Genomic DNA, 17041 nt, shown 5'->3' with positions numbered 1-17041 from the left:
AGGACATTGCCTGAGTGGCTCGCGGTGAACGGCGGTGCTGCTCGCGCCGGACCATCGCGAGTCGCCCAGGCAGTTGAGGTTCTGCTCGGCTTGGTAAGACCCTCGCGGAGCTGAACGAGACGTGCGCGAGCCGAGCCTGGAGCTCAGCTAGTCAGCTCGCGTCCACCATCGCGATGGGCTCCAGGCCCCAGTCCCGAGTGGACCTACCGCCCGCGAAGCGCCACTCCGAGCGGCATTTGTTGCAGAGGATACGGACGTCGTGCTCGCGGAACCCCGGGATATTCTCGTGCTCCTCGACGATCCGCCCGTAGCCGCATGGGCAGAGGAACTCGTAGCGCTCCGTTGTGCCGGCGCCGGCACCCCATCCGCCGTGATCGGCCCCGTCGGCACTGACCTCTTCAGTACGTATGGGCGTCGCCAGCGGTGAGGTGTTCATCCAGTCCGCGATAAGGCGCACCGCCGCGTCGTAGGCCTCGTTCGCGCGCGACACCCCGTGAAGGATCGCGAGCAGTTCGTCCGGCGTGCGCGCGAGACCGTGCTCGCTGTACTGAATGCCCGCGGCGTAGTCGGTCGCGAAGCGGCCATCCCAACCGTCACGCGAGTGCTGGAGAACGAGCCAGTCATGGAAGGGCGCGGCTTGGTCCTCCGCGCTCGGGCGGATCCAATTGTCCTCAGGCGGCTCACCGGCGGTTGCGTGCGCGAGTGCCATCTGTAGGTATTCGTACCCGGCCGGGCGAAAGTGGTGAACTCGCGGCGCCGTCGACCCCTTGCCGATCATCCGACGGACGTAGTCGTGTTCGCGTTCCGACACCCCGATCAGCAGGTTAGGCCCGTCTCCGTCCTGCCCAGCGATCGGGAGACCAAGCGCCGCGGCCGCCCAGATCAGCCGACCGTTCGACACGTACGAGCAGTGCGGACTCAGGAACCACTCCGCGGTGTGCTTCAGCGAGTAGCTACCCACTTCCGGGGTATCGCCGTCAGCACTCGGGGTAAACATGCGGAGCATTTCCGTGATGAGGGCGAGCTCGATGTAGTCAGTTTTGCCGTCGAAGCTCCACGGCGAATCCGAGCGCATCCCGTTCTCTCCGAGGACCGGATCGCCTCCACGCGCTCCGACCACCGGGTGCTGCTCGAGCGTGGCAATCATCCGTCGAGCGCTGACGCGTTCGCCGAGCAGTCCTTGCGCTAGGGGGTGACTCATTTGCCGCAACGCGGCCGTGTACTTGGTGCCGGTGAAAGCCGACCAAGCGCGAGCGTCCTGTTGAAGGGCACGTTTCGCGTTGTCGTCGCTGAATGTCATCTCAATCTCTATTCCGGGCGTAACACCCCACGCTTGCCAGCCCTGTGACATGAGAGAGATCTCAATCCAGCGGGTACTGCGTTCTCTGGATTCCGCAACGGTTGTCCTCGGCGTCTGAGCCGCGTGGGGGCTCAGACTCGGAGAAAGGCAGACCAGACTGCCCACCAACGAGGATACGTGGGCGGCGGAGGCGGTGTCCACGACTTTGCCTATCGATTGCATCGCGGTCTCTCGCGACTGCGGACGGATACATTTCGCCCAATCGCCAGCACTGGGGAAACCCCGTCGCCGGATTGAGGTCAACTGGAGGACGCGCGCCCGTCTTCCTGCACTCGAATGCCGTTTGCCGTCAGCATCTGTTTGACATGATTCGCAGCCCGCGATCGTCGGAATTCCTCCCGCGCCGACCTTGGCATCTCTAGGAGCTGGATCAGCTGGGCGCGTGCGACAAGGATGGCGAGGTCTGTTAGACAGTGGAGGACTGCTGCCTCAGGTTGGGTCTCCCTGTCCGGATGCTTCAGGTCGTTGTTCAGCTTTGCTATCGCCTTTCCGATGCCTACCCGAGTTCCTACCTCTGGCCACTCCAAATCTGCGGCGACCATGCACGCGGTGATTCGCTGCGCAAGCGTGCGTCTCCGTCGATCGCGGTAGTAGTCGATGTAGTCGAGCGCGATGGCCGTCATCATCAGTTGCGGTTCCAGGAACTTCGAGGCGCCGTTTATCACCTCGACGATCGGCTCGATTCCACGACGTAAGAGAGGGTCGCTGTAAAGCCGGGTCCAGCGGCGCATCCCTGCGGCACCAAGTTGCGTCAAACGGAGCCAGGGCAGCGCGAGATCCGCATGATCGACCGCCTCTGAAGCCTGATCGCGCAACGTCCGCCTGAGCCTCACCTCAACTGGGCCGGCGGCTCGGGGCGGTCCGGCTGCCATCCACGTCGGGAACTGGTCGTCGCGGATGTGATGTGACCGCCACGCGATCCGCTCACCCATCACCATCGAGAGGAGAGCTCGGATTGGCCATTGGGCCGTGAGGTGTGCGTCGACGTTGGCAAGCCGTGATGAGGACGTGACTACCTGGGGTGCGCTACGAACCGTGAACTCTTGTCCGTCGATCGCCGACCACGGGGTTCGGGATCGTATCGAGTACGAGAAACCATTCGATCGCCAACGCACTTGCTCCTCGTCGCTGAGCCGGATCACGAGGGGGTCAGCGGGAAAGGCGTCAAGGTTCGTCTGAACTGGCGAGAAGCCGGCGAACTCGGCCAAGCCGTCGATCGCGGAAGACATCTCGCGCACCCGGTAGTCCTCTTTGATTCGGCGCGGCCGTCCGAGGACCGTGGCATTGGCACGTAGCTTACCGGTGAGGAACTGCGCCCCGGAATGCCCCGCCCAACGAACCCCGCTGAGCAGTACCGCGCCCTTGTTGTCAACGAAAAGCAGGGTCGTGGGCGGTGCTTGGTTGCGGAACCAGTCGTCGGCCGTCCGGAACTCGGTCTCACCGGTGACGTAGGGGACGAGCACGGTTGCGCCAAGTCCGGGCTGAAACGTCAACGTGGCGCTCTGAAGCGGTTCATCGTTGTCGACACCATCGAAGAGTTGCCCGACGCGAATGTCGCCGGGATCGAGCGTGTTGGCCATTTCACCTCACCGCCTGCGCCAGGAGTATGGCACGGCCGCAGGTGCCCTAGACATCTCGCATCTGGCGGCTGCGGGATCCAACTCCTCGTCGGTCACGCCGGCAAGTCCAACTCAGTGCCGGGGCCGTCATCGAGCGGTCGCACGGACTGGAGAACGTAGGTTGTGGACTTGCGATCGGTCTCGCCTGAACCCACGCGCGTGTACACGCGGAAGGTCGCTTCTACTTTGCGGCCTTCCACTGCGTCGAGTATTCCGACCTGCTCGCGGACCCGAGGGGTCTCGAACAGCGCGGGGAATCGCCGACCTCCGACGGGGATGAAGTACATGATGCCGCTCGACCACTGGTGGCCGTCGAGCACCCCTGTGGTCGTCAACGGCTCGTCGGCGACTTCTTCGCCTTCCAATCGCTCCAGCAAGAATCGCGCACCGCCTGGCGACAGGTGGATTGGTTCAATTCCGATGCCGCGCTGGCGGAACTCGCCGGTGATCGACCAGTCCTGCTTGACTGTCTGGCGCATAGCGCTGCGGAGCTTCACTCGGGCGCCAAACGGGAGAAGCTGAATCGCCTCATCCAGCGCGTCGTCATTCGGAGACTCGGGGTCAGAGTTGCGGAGCACGATTGCTATTTGGTGCAAGGCCTCCGACTGGAGGTTGCCGTCGTTCCAAACCGCCTCGCTTCCCTGACCGTCGGGGAACGTGTTGTTTGTGTCCGTCACTGGATCCGGGGCGATGAAGGTCGCTTTGACCGAGCCCTCGGCCAGAGCGACCTGTAGGTCGTTTGAGAATGCAGGAAGGTTGAGACGGCCCTTCACGAACTCCCGAACCGTGTCAGACACTCGCGCAACGAATGAACCGAAGGACAACGCGTTGGTCGAATGCCCCTCGACCTTCTCGCCGTCGAGATGCAGTTCGAGGTTGGCTGCCCTCGGCGCAAGCTCGTCCGCTATCGCCTGCTGCAGGGTTGCGTCTCCAGCCACCGCTCCCGTCAAGCTGGCCAACGCGACGTTCGGGTACTCGCTGTCGCGGGCTTCGCGCGCCGCGAGTCGTACTAATTCCTCCAGCGACAAGTTGTCATAGTCAGGCATCGGGGTTCACCACCTCGACATAGCCCTTGGTCAAGCCGGGGATGAGCTCACCGTCATCGCCTTTCACGGTCGACCAGATGCGGCGAAACGTAGCGTCGAGCGCGGGGAGTCCTGGGAGGATCGGGAACGCGTCCACCAGGCCTCCCATCACATGCAGTTTGGGGATCGTGACCGGGATCCTCACGACCACACCCTTCACCTCCAGCAGGGTGAAGAGTGGCGCAACGATGGCCCGATCCAGCTGGTACTGGCTGATCGTAGGACAGACCACGGCGATGTCGACATCTTCAGGCGCCGCCCACGGCTTGTGGGTGACAAAACCTCCGTTGATCCTCAGCCGTGCATCCGGGACGATGCGCCAAATCAGACGAGCGTAGAGGAGGAGCGCGTCGAAGACTAACTGTCGCTCTTCCCCAAACGGGGCACCAACGACGAACCGCTCGTGGATCTCGTCGAAGGTCGTGACGTAGGGGTCAGCTGCGGGCGGGAGAAGCCACGCATTGACCGGGTCCATGTCGGGTAGCACGGGTCCTGATCCTCCACGCAAATTGGTTGCCTGAGCATACTGCGAGAGTCGAGCCGAGGTCACTACCCGCACGCTACGGAACTCCGCCCGTGAAACGGCCGCGTAGTCGATGGCGGAATTACGAGAGAAAGGGTGCGCGACGCGCAATCTGAGGGGGCGCGACGGCGTGGCCACATTTTGGCCACATCCCGGTGTGATCGAAGAGGTATCGACGTCATCAAGACTCGCCGAGATCCTCAACGTATGCAAGGTCACGTGATCATGCATGGCCCCATTGCTCGGCCACCTGCTCGGGCGCACGACTCATACTCGCGAGCCGATTGCCGTCTCGTGGACCCGCGGGCGCTTTGAATCGACCCGTGGCTGCCTCAACGAGGAACTTTGCCTCCGAATGATGTGGGCAAAATGTGGGCAACTCGTGGGCACAAGGACCAAGTTGCGGCCGGCACTGACCCAAAATCGCCGAAAACAAGGGGCAGAACAGGGTGGGCCCGGTGGGGCTCGAACCCACGACCCGCGGATTAAAAGTCCGATGCTCTGCCAGCTGAGCTACAGGCCCGTCGGCTCAAGGGTACTGCGGGCGGCCGCGCGGCGGAGACGCCGGACCGCGGCGCTGGGCGACGAGGCCGCGCGCCTGAGCCGGTCGAGCGCACGCGAGCGGCCCCGCATCAGCGACCCGCACCGCCCCGCACACGCGACGAGGCCCGGCGCCGCCCTCCGCGGCGGCACCGGGCCCCTTTCCGTGCAGTCCGACCTACTCGGCCGGCATCATCACCGAGTCGATCAGGTAGACGGTCGCGTTGGCGGTGTGGACGCCGCCGCAGATGACGTTGGCGTCATCGACCTTGAGCATGTCGCCCGAGCCGGAGACCGTGACCATGGAGCCCTCGGCGGTCTCGTACTCGCCGGAGAGGTCCTCGGGGAGGATCTGGCCGGGCACGACGTGGTAGGTGAGCACCTTGGAGAGCGTCTCGGCGCCCTCGGGGGTGCTGAGCGTCTCGAGGGTCGCGGCGTCGAGCTTCGCGAAGGCGTCGTCGACCGGCGCGAAGACGGTGAACTCGCCGCCGTTGAGCGTGCTCACGAGGTCGACGTCGGGGTTCATCTCACCGGAGACGGCCTTGACGAGCGAGGTGAGGATCGGGTTCGCGGCGGCCGCGTCCGTCACCTGGAGGGTGGACATGCCGACGATCGAGCCGTCGCCGTCCGGGACCTGCGTGGCGTAGTCCTCGCAGCCGGGGCCGACGAGGTCGTCGAAGGCGGCGTTGTCCATGCCGCTGTCGTCGGGCGCCTCCATGCTGGGCTCCTCGGCGGCGGGCTCATCGGCCATCGGCGCACACGCGGCGAGGCCGAGCATGGCGATGCCGGCGATGGACAGTGCTGCGAGCTTGCGGTTGCGGATTCGCATTGCTGGACTCCTCAGTCATGCGAGGGTCTCGGCCCCCGCTGGGTGCAACCCCCGATCGGGGGTGTCTGACGGGGTTTCGGGCCGCCGTGCCCGATCGGTTTGGTCGTCCCGCGAATCCGCAGCATGCGGCCGCCCCTCGCGCGCGTGCTCCTCTGTTGCCGCCCACGGCATCCATTCCGATGCTCGTATGCCACCCGTCGCATCCGGGTACCGCTCCGAAATCCCGACATGCTCATCTCACTTGCGTTGATCGGCCTCATCGGCGGCCTGATCACAGGAATCTCGCCGTGCATCATCCCGGTGCTGCCGGTGATCTTCCTCTCCGGCGGCGCGCAGAGCGCCCGCGCACGGGCGGGTGAGGACGGCGAGGACGCCGACCCGCGCCGCGTCTCCCGCTGGCGCCCCTACGTGGTCATCCTCGGCCTCGTGGTGAGCTTCAGCCTCTTCACGCTCATCGGCTCGCTCGTGCTCGCGCTGCTCAACCTCCCGCAGGACGTCCTGCGCTGGGCCGGCATCGTGGTCCTCGTGCTCATCGGCCTCGGGCTGATCATCCCGAGGTTCCAGCACATCCTCGAGAAGCCGTTCTCGTGGATCCCGCAGAAGCAGGTGGGCACGGAGCGCTCCGGCTTCATCCTCGGCTTCGCCCTCGGCGCCGTGTACGTGCCGTGCGCGGGTCCGGTCCTCGCGGCCATCACGGTCGCCGGCGCGACCGGCCGCATCGGCGTCGACACCGTCGTGCTGACGGTCTCCTTCGCGATCGGCGCCGCGATCCCGCTGCTCATCTTCGCGCTCGCCGGCCGCCGCGTCGCGGAGCGCGTGAAGGCCTTCCGCAAGCGCCAGACGCTCATCCGCACGATCGGCGGCGTCACCATGATCGCCCTCGCGATCGGCCTCGTCTTCAACCTCCCGCAGGTGCTCCAGCGGCTCGTGCCCGACTACACGAGCGCGCTGCAGGACCAGTTCGGCAACTCGGAGCAGATCGCCGAGCAGCTCGACCTCGGCGGGCTCGTCAACGAGCAGAACAAGGAGCTCGACCAGTGCTCGAACGGCGCCGAGGAGCTCGAGTCCTGCGGCACCGCGCCCGACATCAAGGACATCGACGCCTGGTTCAACACGCCCGACGAGCAGCCGATCGCGCTCGACGAGCTGCGCGGCAAGGTCGTCCTCGTCGACTTCTGGGCGTACTCCTGCATCAACTGCCAGCGCAGCATCCCGCACACGGTCGCCTGGGATGAGGCCTACCGGGATGCCGGCCTCGAGGTGATCGGCGTCCACTCGCCCGAGTACGCCTTCGAGAAGGAGGAGCGCAACGTCCGAGCCGGAGCCCGGGACTTCGGGATCGAGTACCCGGTCGCCCTCGACAACTCGCTCGGCACCTGGACCAACTACCGCAACCGCTACTGGCCGGCCCACTACCTGATCGACGCGGAGGGCACCGTCCGCCACATCAAGTTCGGCGAGGGCGGCTACGCGACCACCGAGAAGCTGATCCGCGAGCTGCTGCAGGACGCCGACCCCGACGTCGAGCTGCCTGCCGCGACCGACGTCGGCGACGACACCCCCGACGGCGCCCGGACGACGCCCGAGACCTACCTCAGCGTGGGTCGCGAGCAGAACTACGGCGGCGAGGGCAAGTACGGCTCGGGCGTCGACGACTACGCCTTCCCGGCGAAGCTGGGGCGCGACGAGTTCGCGCTCGACGGCTCGTGGGATGTCGGCTTCCAGTTCGCGACGCCGGCCGAGGACGAGGCGCGCATCCGTCTCGAGTACTCGGCGACGCAGGAGGTCCGCATGGTCCTCGGCGGCTCGGGCAGCGTGACCTACACCGTCGACGGGGGCGAGGAGGAGACCATCGAGGTCGACGGGACGCCCCGCTCCTATCGCCTCCTCGAGGTCGACGGCGCGAAGCAGGGCACCATCGAGGTGACGGCGGCGAAGGGCGTCGAGGCGTACTCCTTCACCTTCGGGTAGGCCTCAGCGGTCGCCCGAGTCGACCCGCTCGACCGGCTGGCGGAGGATCGTCCGGAGCTTCTCCGGGGCGGTCCTCCGTCGGTCGCTGAGGTAGACCTCGTGATGCCGACCCGTCACGCGCAGCCGCTCGGCGGGCACGAACTCCTCGTGCATCCGGCGCAGCGTCTCCGCCTCCTCGTCGAAGGGGCCGACGTGCAGCGTCTGCACGCAGAGGCCCTCGGCCAGCCGCTCCAGCCGCACGTCTCGGAGTCGCGTCGGGGCCGGCTTCGCGCGGGTGGCCTTCGCCTCGATGCCGGACGCGGCATCCTCGAGCATCGACGCGTCGATCCACGGCGGCACCGCGATCATGAGCGTCCAGTCCCAGTCGCGCTTGTCGCGCGCGCTCGTGAACGACGCCATGTCATCCGCCCACCACAGGCCCTCGAGCGGCATGACCCTGGCATCGCGGCCGAGCGCCCGGCTCGCGAACCTCAGCCGGTACGCCAGCGGGTGCAGCGCCTCGAGGGATGCGGTGAAGCTCGGGTCAGCGTTGGGGTCGCCGTGGCCGTCGACCATGAGGTAGCTCAGCTCGGGCACCTCGACCAGCTCGAAGCGCCCGCGCGGCGCGCGGTAGGCGGCGATCTCGCGCCGGAGGTCGAGCGGGCCCGCCGCGCTCAACTCGCGTCCGCGACCTCGTCGTAGACGCCGATGACGTTCCCCTCGCTGTCGCGGACGTAGGCGTAGCGCGCCGTCTCCGACATCGACCGGATCTCGCCGATCAGCTCGCCGCCGTGCGCGATGATCAGCTCGACCGTCGCCTCGATCGACGCGACCGTGATGACGACCGTGGGATGCGGGACCGCGCTGCGCAGGTGGAGGTCGCCGTCGATGCCGCCGCCGGTGCGCAGCATCCCCTCCTCCTCGCCCCACGGCTCGTACTCGAAGCCGAACACCGCCGCATAGAACGCCTGCGCCCGCGCGATGTCGTCGGCCGGGATCTCGAAGTGCTCGACCTTGTCCGCCATGAGGCGAGCCTGGTGGGCACGGGGGATGCGGTCAAGAGCCGGTCTGCGCGTCGCCCGGCGCGTACCCTTGACCGGTGACCGAGCGCATCCACCACCGCCCCGCCCGCCTGCCGGGTGCGGCCTTCGACGCCTTCCAGGGCGGCGAGGATCCGGCGGTCACCCTGCGCCGCGCGCACGAGTCGGCGGCGGCGCTGCTCTCGCGGACCCGCCAGTCCGACGACGAGGGCGTCATCGGCCGGCTCCTCGCCCACACCGACGAGCACGGCCTCGACCTGGTGGCCCGGCTCTGGGCGGTCGCGACGCCGGGCAGCCTGCCGGGCGCGCTCTGGCGCATCCACCTCCTCCGGGCGGCGATCCGCGATGACGCCGCGGGCTCGGCGCTCGCCTTCCGGCACGGGACGGAGCTGCTGCCGACGATCGATCCGGTCGTCGCGGGGGCCGCGACCCCCACGGGGCCGGAGGAGATCCTGCGGCTCGCCGACGACATCCTCCGCGGCGTGTTCCAGGGCGATCTCGCGGATGCGCTCGCCCGCGCCGGCGCCTACTGCCGTCTCAGCGCGGCCGGCTGGCTCGACCTCGCCGACGCTCGCGAGCAGGGCGACCCCGAGCACGCGAGCGCGCTCACCCGCCGCGCCGACCGCCTCGCGGCCATGGGCGAGGAGCTGGAGGACGCCGCCCGCCTCGAGCGCCGCGACGCCCTCGACTGAGCCGGTCGCGCCTCCCGGTCCCCTCGCGCAGGGGGCCGAGAGCTCCCGGACGGCCGGCGCGCGCACGCGATGCGGGAGCTTTCCGCGGCCCGAGGGAGGAGGGGTCGGCAGAGGTGGCGCGAGGTCGATAAACTCGGGGATGCCGGGCCGCAGTAACCCCGGGCTCCAATTTCAGCCGCTTCGAGCGGCCTTCCGCCGAGAGGCGTTCTGCGGCCCGGTCCTCTCATCTCCGGACTCGGCAATCCGATCCCCCGACGACCCCGAACCACTCTCGACACCGGGAACCCGACGCAGACCGCGTCCCCGGTGGACCCGGTTCTCCCGTCGGGGAGGCGAGCCCAGTCGCCTCTCCGACGGTGATCCGGCACGCTCGCAGGCTGCGAGCCCACAACTTCACAGGAGCCGGGGAACACGCCCCGGCAGGTGAGGTGGAAGGCGGTGTGAAATGCTGGTCACCATGACGCACGAGATCGACGGCGATGCCCCGACGGGCTCCCCGGTCTCGCTCGAGGACCTGCTGACGCGCACCGCCGCAGGCGACCGCCAGGCGTTCGCCGAGCTCTACGACCGCATGTCGGCCCGGGTGTTCGGCCTCGTCAAGCGCCTCCTGCTCGACCACGCGCAGTCCGAGGAGGTCTCCCAGGAGATCTTCCTCGAGATCTGGCAGTCGGCCTCCCGCTATGCGCCCGAGAAGGGCGGCGCCGTCGGCTGGATCCTCACGATGACCCACCGCCGCGCCGTCGACCGGGTGCGGGCCTCCCAGGCCAGCCGGGATCGCGATGTGCGCATCGGGGTCCGTGACACGGAACCGGACGTCGACGTGGTCAGCGAGCACGTCGAGATCAGCATCGAGAACGAGAGGGTGAAGCAGGCCATGCAGCGGCTCACGGCACTCCAGCGTCAGGCGATCACCCTCGCCTACTACGGCGGCTACAGCCACAGCGAGGTGGCCCAGCTGCTCAGCGTGCCGATCGGCACCGTGAAGACCAGACTTCGGGACGGCATGATCCGTCTCCGCGACGAGATGGGGGTGACCGCATGACCGACCGATTCCCGGAGGACATCGGCACCTGGTCGGGCGCCTACGCGCTCGGCGCCCTCGACGCTGCCGAGACCGCCCTCTTCGAGCAGTACCTGCTCGAGGCCGAGCAGGCCCGCGAGGAGTCGACCGGCTTCGCCGACACGGCCGTCGAGCTCGGGCTCGCGGTCCGCGCCGAGGCGCCTCCCGCATCCCTCAAGGCGGGGATCATGGGGATGCTGGATGCGGTCCCGCAGCTTCCCGCGCAGGATGCGGTCGTCGAGCCCGCCGCCCCGGTCGCGGCGCCCGAGTCCGCGCCCGAGCTCGTCGCGGCGGCGCCGGCCCCATCGCGGGCCGAGACCCGCGCGAGGGCCCGCTGGTTCCAGCGCCCGGTCGGCGCTCTCGCCGCGGTCGCCGCGGCCGCGGCGCTCATCGCGGGCGGCGGCATCACGGTGAACCTCCTCTCCGGACAGAGCGCGGAGCAGCAGCTCACGGCGCAGGTGGAGCAGATCCGCCAGGCGCCCGACGCGCAGGAGACGACGACCGAGATCGAGCGCGGCGGCACCGTCACCACGGTGTGGTCGGGTGAGCTCGGCCGCTCGGCGGTCGAGGTCGAGGGCCTCGGCCAGCTCAGCGAGGCGCAGCTCTACGAGCTCTGGTACATCGACGAGCAGGGCGCCACGCCGGCCGGGACCTTCTCGATGCCGGCGGACGGCATCCAGCGCGTCGTCCTCGACGGCCGGATGGATGCGGGCGACACGATCGGCATCACGGTCGAGGACGCCCCGGGCGCGACGACCCCGAGCGACGACCTCGTCGTCGCGGTCGCCACCGCCTGACCCACGGTCCCTCCCTCTCGCAAGAGACATGTCTGCGGCGCCGCGGACGGCGATACTCGACCGTCCCGCGCGCCGCAGACATGTCTCGTGCGATGAGTAGGGTCGGGGGGGTGAGCTCTCCCGCACCCTGGCAGCGCGCCGCCGACGCCGCCGGCCTCCTCGACGAGCAGGGCCGGCCCGCCGCGACCGTCTTCGGCGTCATGTCGGCGCTCGCGGCCGAGCGCGGCGCGATCAACCTCGGGCAGGGCTTCCCCGACGAGGACGGCCCCGCCGCGGTGCTGGAGGCCGCGCGGCGCGCCATCCGCGACGGCGCCAACCAGTACCCGCCCGCCCGCGGCGTCGCACCGCTGCGCGAGGCCATCGCGACCCATCAGCGCGAGCGCTACGGCATCCCCGTCGACCCGGAGCGCGAGACGCTCGTGACGGTCGGCGCGACGGAGGCGATCGCGGCATCCCTCCTGGCGTTCGTCGACCGCGGTGACGAGGTCGTCACGATCGAGCCCTACTACGACGCCTACGCGGCGATCATCGGCCTCGCGGGCGGCGTGCACGTACCCGTGCCGACGCGCTTCCCCGACTTCCGGCCCGACCACGACGACCTCCGCCGGGCGATCGGCCCGCGCACCCGCGTGATCCTCCTCAACTCGCCGCACAACCCGACGGGCGCCGTGCTCGACCGCGGGACGCTCGCGCTGATCGTCGAGCTCGCCGAGCGCCACGGCGCGACGATCGTGAGCGACGAGGTCTACGAGCACCTCGTGTTCGGCGCCCCGCACACCCCGGTCGCGAGCCTGCCGGGCGCGTGGGAGCGCACCATCACCATCTCGAGCGCCGCGAAGACGCTCAGCGTCACCGGCTGGAAGATCGGCTGGCTGACGGCCCCACCCGAGCTCGTGGACGCCGTCCTCGCCGTCAAGCAGTATCTGAGCTATGTGGGCGGTGCCCCGTTCCAGCCGGCGGTGGCGCTCGGGCTGGGGATGCTCGACACCTGGATCCCGCCGCTGCGCCGCCAGCTCGACGGCAACCGCGCCGTCCTGACGGGGGCGCTCGAGGCCGCCGGCTTCGCGGTCAACCGGCCGGCAGGCACCTACTTCCTCGTCGCCGACGGGCGCGAGGCGGGGATGCCGGACGCGCGCGCCGCGGCCCGTCGCCTCGTCGAGGAGGCCGGCGTGGTCGCGATCCCGCTCGACGCCTTCGTGCGCCGCGAGTCGGCGGCCGAGCACGCGGGCCTGCTGCGCTTCGCGATCTGCAAGCGGCCGGAGGTCATCGCGGAGGCCGCCGGCCGCATCCGCTCGCTGCCCGGCGCCCGCCCCTGACGAGCGGGACGGCTCGGATCACCCGAACTTGCCGGAGACGTAGTCCTCGGTGGCCTGCACGCTCGGGTTCGAGAACATCGTGGTGGTGTCGTCGTACTCGATGAGCTTGCCCGGCTTGCCGGTGCCCGCGATGTTGAAGAAGGCCGTCTTGTCGGAGACGCGCGAGGCCTGCTGCATGTTGTGGGTCACGATGACGATCGTGTACTGGGTCTTGAGCTCCTCGATGAGGTCCTCGATCGCGAGCGTCGAGATGGGGTCGAGGGCCGAGCAGGGCTCGTCCATGAGGACGACGTCGGGGGAGACCGCGATGGCGCGCGCGATGCACAGACGCTGCTGCTGGCCGCCCGAGAGGCCGGAGCCCGGGCGGTCGAGGCGGTCCTTGACCTCGTTCCAGAGGTTCGCCCCCTGGAGCGACCGCTCGACGAGGTCGTCGGCGTCGCCCTTCGAGATGCGGCGGTTGTTGAGCTTCACGCCCGCGAGCACGTTGTCGCGGATCGACATCGTGGGGAACGGGTTGGGGCGCTGGAACACCATGCCCACCTGGCGGCGCACGAGCACCGGGTCGACGCCCTGGCCGTAGAGGTTCGAGCCGTCGATGAGGACCTCGCCCTCGACGCGGGCGCCGGGGATGACCTCGTGCATGCGGTTGAGCGTACGGAGGAAGGTCGACTTGCCGCAGCCGGAGGGGCCGATGAAGGCCGTGACGGTGCGCGGCTCGATCGTGAGGGAGACCCCCTCGACCGCGAGGAAGCTGCTGTAGTACACGTTGAGGTCGTTGACCTCGATGCGCTTGGACATCTGATTCTCCGGGTTCTGCGGCTATCGGCCGAGCTTGGGCGAGAAGGCCTTCGCGATGATGCGCGCCACGAGGTTGAGCAGCATCACGATGAGGATGAGGGTGAGCGCGCCCGCCCACGCGCGGTCGATGGAGGCGGTCGGGTCGGTGCCCTGGCTCACGTAGGAGTTGTAGACGAACAGCGGCAGGGACTGCATGCGCCCGTCGAGCAGGTCGGTGTTGAGGTTCGCCGTGAAGCCGGCCGCGACGAGCAGCGGCGCGGTCTCGCCGATGACGCGGGAGACGGCGAGCATGACGCCCGTCGTGATGCCGGCGATCGAGGTGGGGAGCACGACCTTGAGGATCGTCAGGTACTTCGGCACGCCGAGCGCGTAGGACGCCTCGCGGAGCTCGTTCGGGACGAGGCGCAGCATCTCCTCGCTCGAGCGCACCACGACCGGGATCATGAGCACGGCGAGCGCGATCGAGCCCGCGATCCCCATCCGCACGCCTGGCCCGAAGAAGATCGTGAAGAGCGTGTAGGCGAAGAGCCCCGCGACGATCGAGGGGATGCCGGTCATGACGTCGACGAAGAAGGTGATCGCCCGGGCGAGCGGACCGCGGCCGTACTCGACGAGGTAGATGGAGGTGAGGAGGCCGACCGGGATCGAGATGACGGCCGCCGCGAGGGTGATGAGGACGGTGCCCCAGATCGCGTGGATCGCGCCGCCGCCGGCGCCCACGACGTTGCGCATCGAGTAGGTGAAGAACTCGAGGTCGAAGCGGTCGAGGCCGTTCGAGACCACCGTGAAGATGAGGGAGATCAGCGGCAGCAGCGCGACGACGAAGGCCGAGACGACGATCGTCGTGATGAGCCGGTCGAGCGCGCGGCGGCCGCCCTCGACGAGGCGCGAGGCGACGTAGATCGCGACCATGTAGATCAGCAGGCCCACGACGACGGTGCCGGCGATGTTGAAGTCGCCGTCGCCCTGCGCCGCGAGCGTGAGGCCGAAGACGACCGCCGAGACGGCCATCGCGCCGGCGAGCATGACCCACGGCGTCGGGGCGGCGAGCCGGCCGGAGGCGTAGGTGTTCGTGATGGCGCTCGAGGGCGCCTGGGTTGCCGCGCTCATCAGTTGGCTCCCGAGAAGTCCTTGCGGCGGTTCACGATGAGCCGCGCGATGGTGTTCACGACCAGGGTGATCGCGAAGAGGATGAGGCCGGTCGCGATGAGCACGTTGACGTTCGCGCCGTAGGCCTCGGGGAAGCTCAGCGCGATGTTCGCCGCGATGGTCGGCGAGTTGGTCGAGCTGATGAGGTTGACGGTGATGATGCTCGAGGACGAGAGCACCATCGCGACCGCCATCGTCTCGCCGAGCGCGCGGCCGAGGCCGAGCATGGCGCCGGAGACGATGCCGGCGCGGGCGAACGGGAAGACCGTCATCCGGACCATCTCCCAGCGGGTCGCACCGAGCGCGAGGGCCGCCTCCTCGTGGAGGACGGGGGTCTGGATGAAGACCTCGCGGCAGATGGCGGTGATGACCGGGAGCACCATCACCGCGAGCACGATGGCGGCGGTGAGGATGGTGCGGCCGGTGCCCGAGACGGGCGGCGCGAAGAGCGGCAGCCAGCCGAGGGTCTCGGAGAGCGAGACGTAGAAGGGGCGGACGATCGGCGCGAGGACGTTCGCGCCCCAGAGGCCGAAGACGACCGAGGGGACCGCCGCGAGGAGGTCGATGATGTAGCCGAGGCCCTGCGCGAGCCGGCGCGGCGCGTAGTGCGAGATGAAGAGCGCGATGCCGATCGCGAGCGGCACGGCCATGATCAGCGCGAGCGCGGCCGACCACAGCGTGCCGAAGATCAGGGGCAGGACGTAGGCGCCGAAGTCGATGCCGCGGAGGATCGAGAGCTCGTCGGTCGGCGTCGTGAAGGCGGGGACGCTCTGGAGGAGGAGGAAGCCGCTCACCGCGGCGAGGACCGCGAGGATGAGCGATCCGGCGGTGAGGGCGCTGCCGGAGAAGATCCGGTCGCCGAGGCGCTTGACGGCCGTGATCTGGCCGGGAGCCGCCGTGCTGCTCATCGTGGCTGGTGCCTCTCGCTGGGGGTTCGGGTGAGGTCGTGCGGGGCGGTCCGGGTCCGGACCCGAGTCTGCCCGGCCCCGGCGCCGGCGCACAAGGCGCCTGCCGGGACCGGGCAGCTCATGGGACTACTTGATCAGCGCGATCGCGGCCTCGGCGTCGGCCTGCAGCGTGTCGGAGATCGGGGCGGAGCCCGCGGCCTCGGCGGCGGCCTGCTGGCCCTCCGGGCTCACGATGTACTCGAAGTACGCCTTGGTGAGCTCGGCGGCGCCCTCGGGGGCCTTGTCGCCGTACTCGGCGCAGCCGATGAGGTACGAGACGAGGACGATCGGGTAGACGCCGGCCTCGGTCGAGGTGCGGTCGAGCTCGATCGCGAGGTCGCCCTCGCCACGGCCCTCGACGAGGGGCGAGGCGTCGACGATCGCGGCCGCGGCCTCGGCGGAGTACGCGACGTACTCCTCGCCGACCTGGACCGAGACGGTGCCGAGGTCGCCGACGCGCGAGGCGTCCATGTAGCCGATGGTGCCGGTGCCGCCGGTCACGGCGTCGACGACGCCGGAGGTCTGCGACGCGGCCTCGCCGCCCTCGAGCGGCCAGACGCCGTCGGCCTCGTCCGTCCACACCTCGGGCGCGGCCTGGCCCAGGTACTCGGTGAAGTTCTCGGTGGTGCCCGAGTCGTCCGCGCGGTGGACCGCGGTGATGTCGAGGTCGGGGAGCTCGACGCCGTCGTTCTGCGAGGCGATCGCGTCGTCCGACCAGTTCGTGATGTCGCCGGCGAAGATGCCGGCGATGGTGGCCGCGTCGAGGTTCAGCGACTCGACGCCCTCGAGGTTGAAGGCGACCGCGATGGGCGAGATGTAGGCGGGGATCTCGACGATGCCCGACTCGACGACGCAGGAGCCGAACTCGCCGGCGGCGATCTCCTCGTCCTTGAAGGCGCGGTCGGAGCCCGCGAAGGCGGAGGCGCCCGCGATGAAGGTGTCGCGGCCCGTGCCGGAGCCGGCCGGGTCGTACTCGATGGTGACGTCGGGGTTGTCGCCCTGGAACGCGGCGATCCACGCCTCCTGGGCCGACTGCTGCGAGGAGGCGCCGGCGCCGACGAGCGTGCCGGTGAGGTCCGAACCGCCGGTCTCCTCCGAGGCGCCGGGCTCGTTGGCCGCGCACGAGGCGAGCGCGAGCGTGCCGACGAGTGCGATGGCGCCGACGGCACCGAAACGCGAGATCTTCACTGTGATTCCCTCCGAGGGAGTGTTCGTGGAATGTGTCGGGCCCACGGGTTCGGGCCCGCGAAGCAAGCTACGAACGATGCGTGACCACATTCAGGGCCGATGGTGAACGGGAGGTGAACGAGCCCGGAACGCTGGGGGCGTCGCCCTA

Annotated in this window: 16 protein-coding genes and 1 tRNA gene; 5 read left to right on the top strand and 12 right to left on the bottom strand. The window is 69.1% G+C overall.

Annotated features, from left to right (window positions below):
* Window positions 1-151: 151 nt before the first annotated feature.
* The 6 genes from OF852_RS07065 to OF852_RS07040 form a co-directional block, all read right to left on the bottom strand.
* Entirely contained in the window at window positions 152-1300 is a 1149-nt protein-coding gene (locus OF852_RS07065) for a hypothetical protein (protein ID WP_271118472.1), read from the bottom strand.
* Window positions 1301-1599: 299 nt separating this feature from the next.
* The gene (locus tag OF852_RS07060) at window positions 1600-2940 is read right to left on the bottom strand and encodes a hypothetical protein (protein WP_271118471.1); all 1341 of its coding nucleotides are present in this window, start codon (window positions 2938-2940) and stop codon (window positions 1600-1602) included.
* Between the two features lie 92 nt (window positions 2941-3032).
* A complete protein-coding gene (locus OF852_RS07055; protein ID WP_271118470.1) occupies window positions 3033-4025 on the bottom strand; it encodes a hypothetical protein in 993 nt (330 codons plus the stop codon).
* Window positions 4018-4551 carry a DUF6932 family protein gene (locus tag OF852_RS07050; RefSeq protein ID WP_271118469.1) on the bottom strand — a complete coding sequence of 178 codons (534 nt, stop codon included), beginning with the start codon at window positions 4549-4551 and terminating at the stop codon, window positions 4018-4020. The genes OF852_RS07055 and OF852_RS07050 overlap by 8 nt, the downstream gene beginning before the upstream one ends.
* A 486-nt stretch (window positions 4552-5037) precedes the next feature.
* Window positions 5038-5110 (bottom strand) — tRNA-Lys (locus OF852_RS07045).
* Window positions 5111-5305: 195 nt separating this feature from the next.
* Window positions 5306-5956, bottom strand: a complete 651-nt coding sequence (locus OF852_RS07040) for a fasciclin domain-containing protein (protein ID WP_271118468.1) — start codon at window positions 5954-5956, stop codon at window positions 5306-5308.
* 228 nt (window positions 5957-6184) lie between these two features.
* Here OF852_RS07040 and OF852_RS07035 point away from each other — a divergent pair, with 228 nt between their 5' ends.
* Window positions 6185-7927, top strand: coding sequence for a cytochrome c biogenesis protein DipZ (locus OF852_RS07035; RefSeq protein WP_271118467.1), 1743 nt, complete (start codon window positions 6185-6187; stop codon window positions 7925-7927).
* Window positions 7928-7930: 3 nt separating this feature from the next.
* Here OF852_RS07035 and OF852_RS07030 read toward each other — a convergent pair whose 3' ends face one another.
* Window positions 7931-8584, bottom strand: coding sequence for a GyrI-like domain-containing protein (locus tag OF852_RS07030; RefSeq protein WP_271118466.1), 654 nt, complete (start codon window positions 8582-8584; stop codon window positions 7931-7933).
* Window positions 8581-8931, bottom strand: a complete 351-nt coding sequence (locus OF852_RS07025) for a VOC family protein (protein WP_271118465.1) — start codon at window positions 8929-8931, stop codon at window positions 8581-8583. The genes OF852_RS07030 and OF852_RS07025 overlap by 4 nt, the downstream gene beginning before the upstream one ends.
* Window positions 8932-9005: 74 nt before the next feature.
* Between OF852_RS07025 and OF852_RS07020 the strand changes: the two genes are divergently transcribed.
* The 4 genes from OF852_RS07020 to OF852_RS07005 all read left to right on the top strand — a co-directional run bounded on the left by OF852_RS07020 (window position 9006) and on the right by OF852_RS07005 (window position 12811).
* Window positions 9006-9638 carry a DNA-directed RNA polymerase subunit beta gene (locus tag OF852_RS07020; protein WP_271118464.1) on the top strand — a complete coding sequence of 211 codons (633 nt, stop codon included), beginning with the start codon at window positions 9006-9008 and terminating at the stop codon, window positions 9636-9638.
* Between the two features lie 445 nt (window positions 9639-10083).
* Window positions 10084-10680 (top strand): ECF RNA polymerase sigma factor SigK, encoded by a 597-nt coding sequence (sigK, locus tag OF852_RS07015; protein WP_271118463.1) that lies wholly within the window; start codon window positions 10084-10086, stop codon window positions 10678-10680.
* Window positions 10677-11495 (top strand): anti-sigma factor, encoded by an 819-nt coding sequence (locus OF852_RS07010; protein WP_271121083.1) that lies wholly within the window; start codon window positions 10677-10679, stop codon window positions 11493-11495. The genes sigK and OF852_RS07010 overlap by 4 nt, the downstream gene beginning before the upstream one ends.
* 110 nt (window positions 11496-11605) lie before the next feature.
* Window positions 11606-12811, top strand: a complete 1206-nt coding sequence (locus tag OF852_RS07005) for an aminotransferase class I/II-fold pyridoxal phosphate-dependent enzyme (RefSeq protein WP_271121082.1) — start codon at window positions 11606-11608, stop codon at window positions 12809-12811.
* 18 nt (window positions 12812-12829) lie between these two features.
* Here the strand turns inward: OF852_RS07005 and pstB are convergent, their stop codons facing one another.
* From pstB to OF852_RS06985, 4 genes are all read right to left on the bottom strand, one after another.
* Window positions 12830-13609 carry a phosphate ABC transporter ATP-binding protein PstB gene (gene pstB / locus OF852_RS07000; RefSeq protein WP_271121081.1) on the bottom strand — a complete coding sequence of 260 codons (780 nt, stop codon included), beginning with the start codon at window positions 13607-13609 and terminating at the stop codon, window positions 12830-12832.
* 21 nt (window positions 13610-13630) lie between these two features.
* Window positions 13631-14719 carry a phosphate ABC transporter permease PstA gene (gene pstA / locus OF852_RS06995; protein WP_271121080.1) on the bottom strand — a complete coding sequence of 363 codons (1089 nt, stop codon included), beginning with the start codon at window positions 14717-14719 and terminating at the stop codon, window positions 13631-13633.
* Complete coding sequence (gene pstC / locus OF852_RS06990; RefSeq protein ID WP_271121079.1) at window positions 14719-15666, bottom strand: phosphate ABC transporter permease subunit PstC; 948 nt, start codon at window positions 15664-15666, stop codon at window positions 14719-14721. The genes pstA and pstC overlap by 1 nt, the downstream gene beginning before the upstream one ends.
* A gap of 126 nt (window positions 15667-15792) precedes the next feature.
* Window positions 15793-16893, bottom strand: coding sequence for a phosphate ABC transporter substrate-binding protein PstS (locus OF852_RS06985; protein ID WP_271121078.1), 1101 nt, complete (start codon window positions 16891-16893; stop codon window positions 15793-15795).
* Window positions 16894-17041 lie beyond the last annotated feature (148 nt).

It is taken from the genome of Homoserinibacter sp. YIM 151385 (genome assembly GCF_027912415.1).
Taxonomy (GTDB): domain Bacteria; phylum Actinomycetota; class Actinomycetes; order Actinomycetales; family Microbacteriaceae; genus Schumannella.
The sequence above is the reverse complement of the archived record's forward strand: the minus strand, read 5'-3'. Positions and strand labels throughout refer to the sequence as shown.

What these genes read in the sequence shown, in the direction of transcription:
- OF852_RS07065 (WP_271118472.1), bottom strand. Translation starts at nt 1,300, where the DNA reads ATGACATTCAGCGACGACAACGCGAAACGTGCCCTTCAACAGGACGCT.
- OF852_RS07060 (WP_271118471.1), bottom strand. Translation starts at nt 2,940, where the DNA reads ATGGCCAACACGCTCGATCCCGGCGACATTCGCGTCGGGCAACTCTTC.
- OF852_RS07055 (WP_271118470.1), bottom strand. Translation starts at nt 4,025, where the DNA reads ATGCCTGACTATGACAACTTGTCGCTGGAGGAATTAGTACGACTCGCG.
- OF852_RS07040 (WP_271118468.1), bottom strand. Translation starts at nt 5,956, where the DNA reads ATGCGAATCCGCAACCGCAAGCTCGCAGCACTGTCCATCGCCGGCATC.
- OF852_RS07035 (WP_271118467.1), top strand. Translation starts at nt 6,185, where the DNA reads ATGCTCATCTCACTTGCGTTGATCGGCCTCATCGGCGGCCTGATCACA.
- OF852_RS07025 (WP_271118465.1), bottom strand. Translation starts at nt 8,931, where the DNA reads ATGGCGGACAAGGTCGAGCACTTCGAGATCCCGGCCGACGACATCGCG.
- sigK (WP_271118463.1), top strand. Translation starts at nt 10,084, where the DNA reads ATGCTGGTCACCATGACGCACGAGATCGACGGCGATGCCCCGACGGGC.
- OF852_RS07010 (WP_271121083.1), top strand. Translation starts at nt 10,677, where the DNA reads ATGACCGACCGATTCCCGGAGGACATCGGCACCTGGTCGGGCGCCTAC.
- pstB (WP_271121081.1), bottom strand. Translation starts at nt 13,609, where the DNA reads ATGTCCAAGCGCATCGAGGTCAACGACCTCAACGTGTACTACAGCAGC.
- pstA (WP_271121080.1), bottom strand. Translation starts at nt 14,719, where the DNA reads ATGAGCGCGGCAACCCAGGCGCCCTCGAGCGCCATCACGAACACCTAC.
- pstC (WP_271121079.1), bottom strand. Translation starts at nt 15,666, where the DNA reads ATGAGCAGCACGGCGGCTCCCGGCCAGATCACGGCCGTCAAGCGCCTC.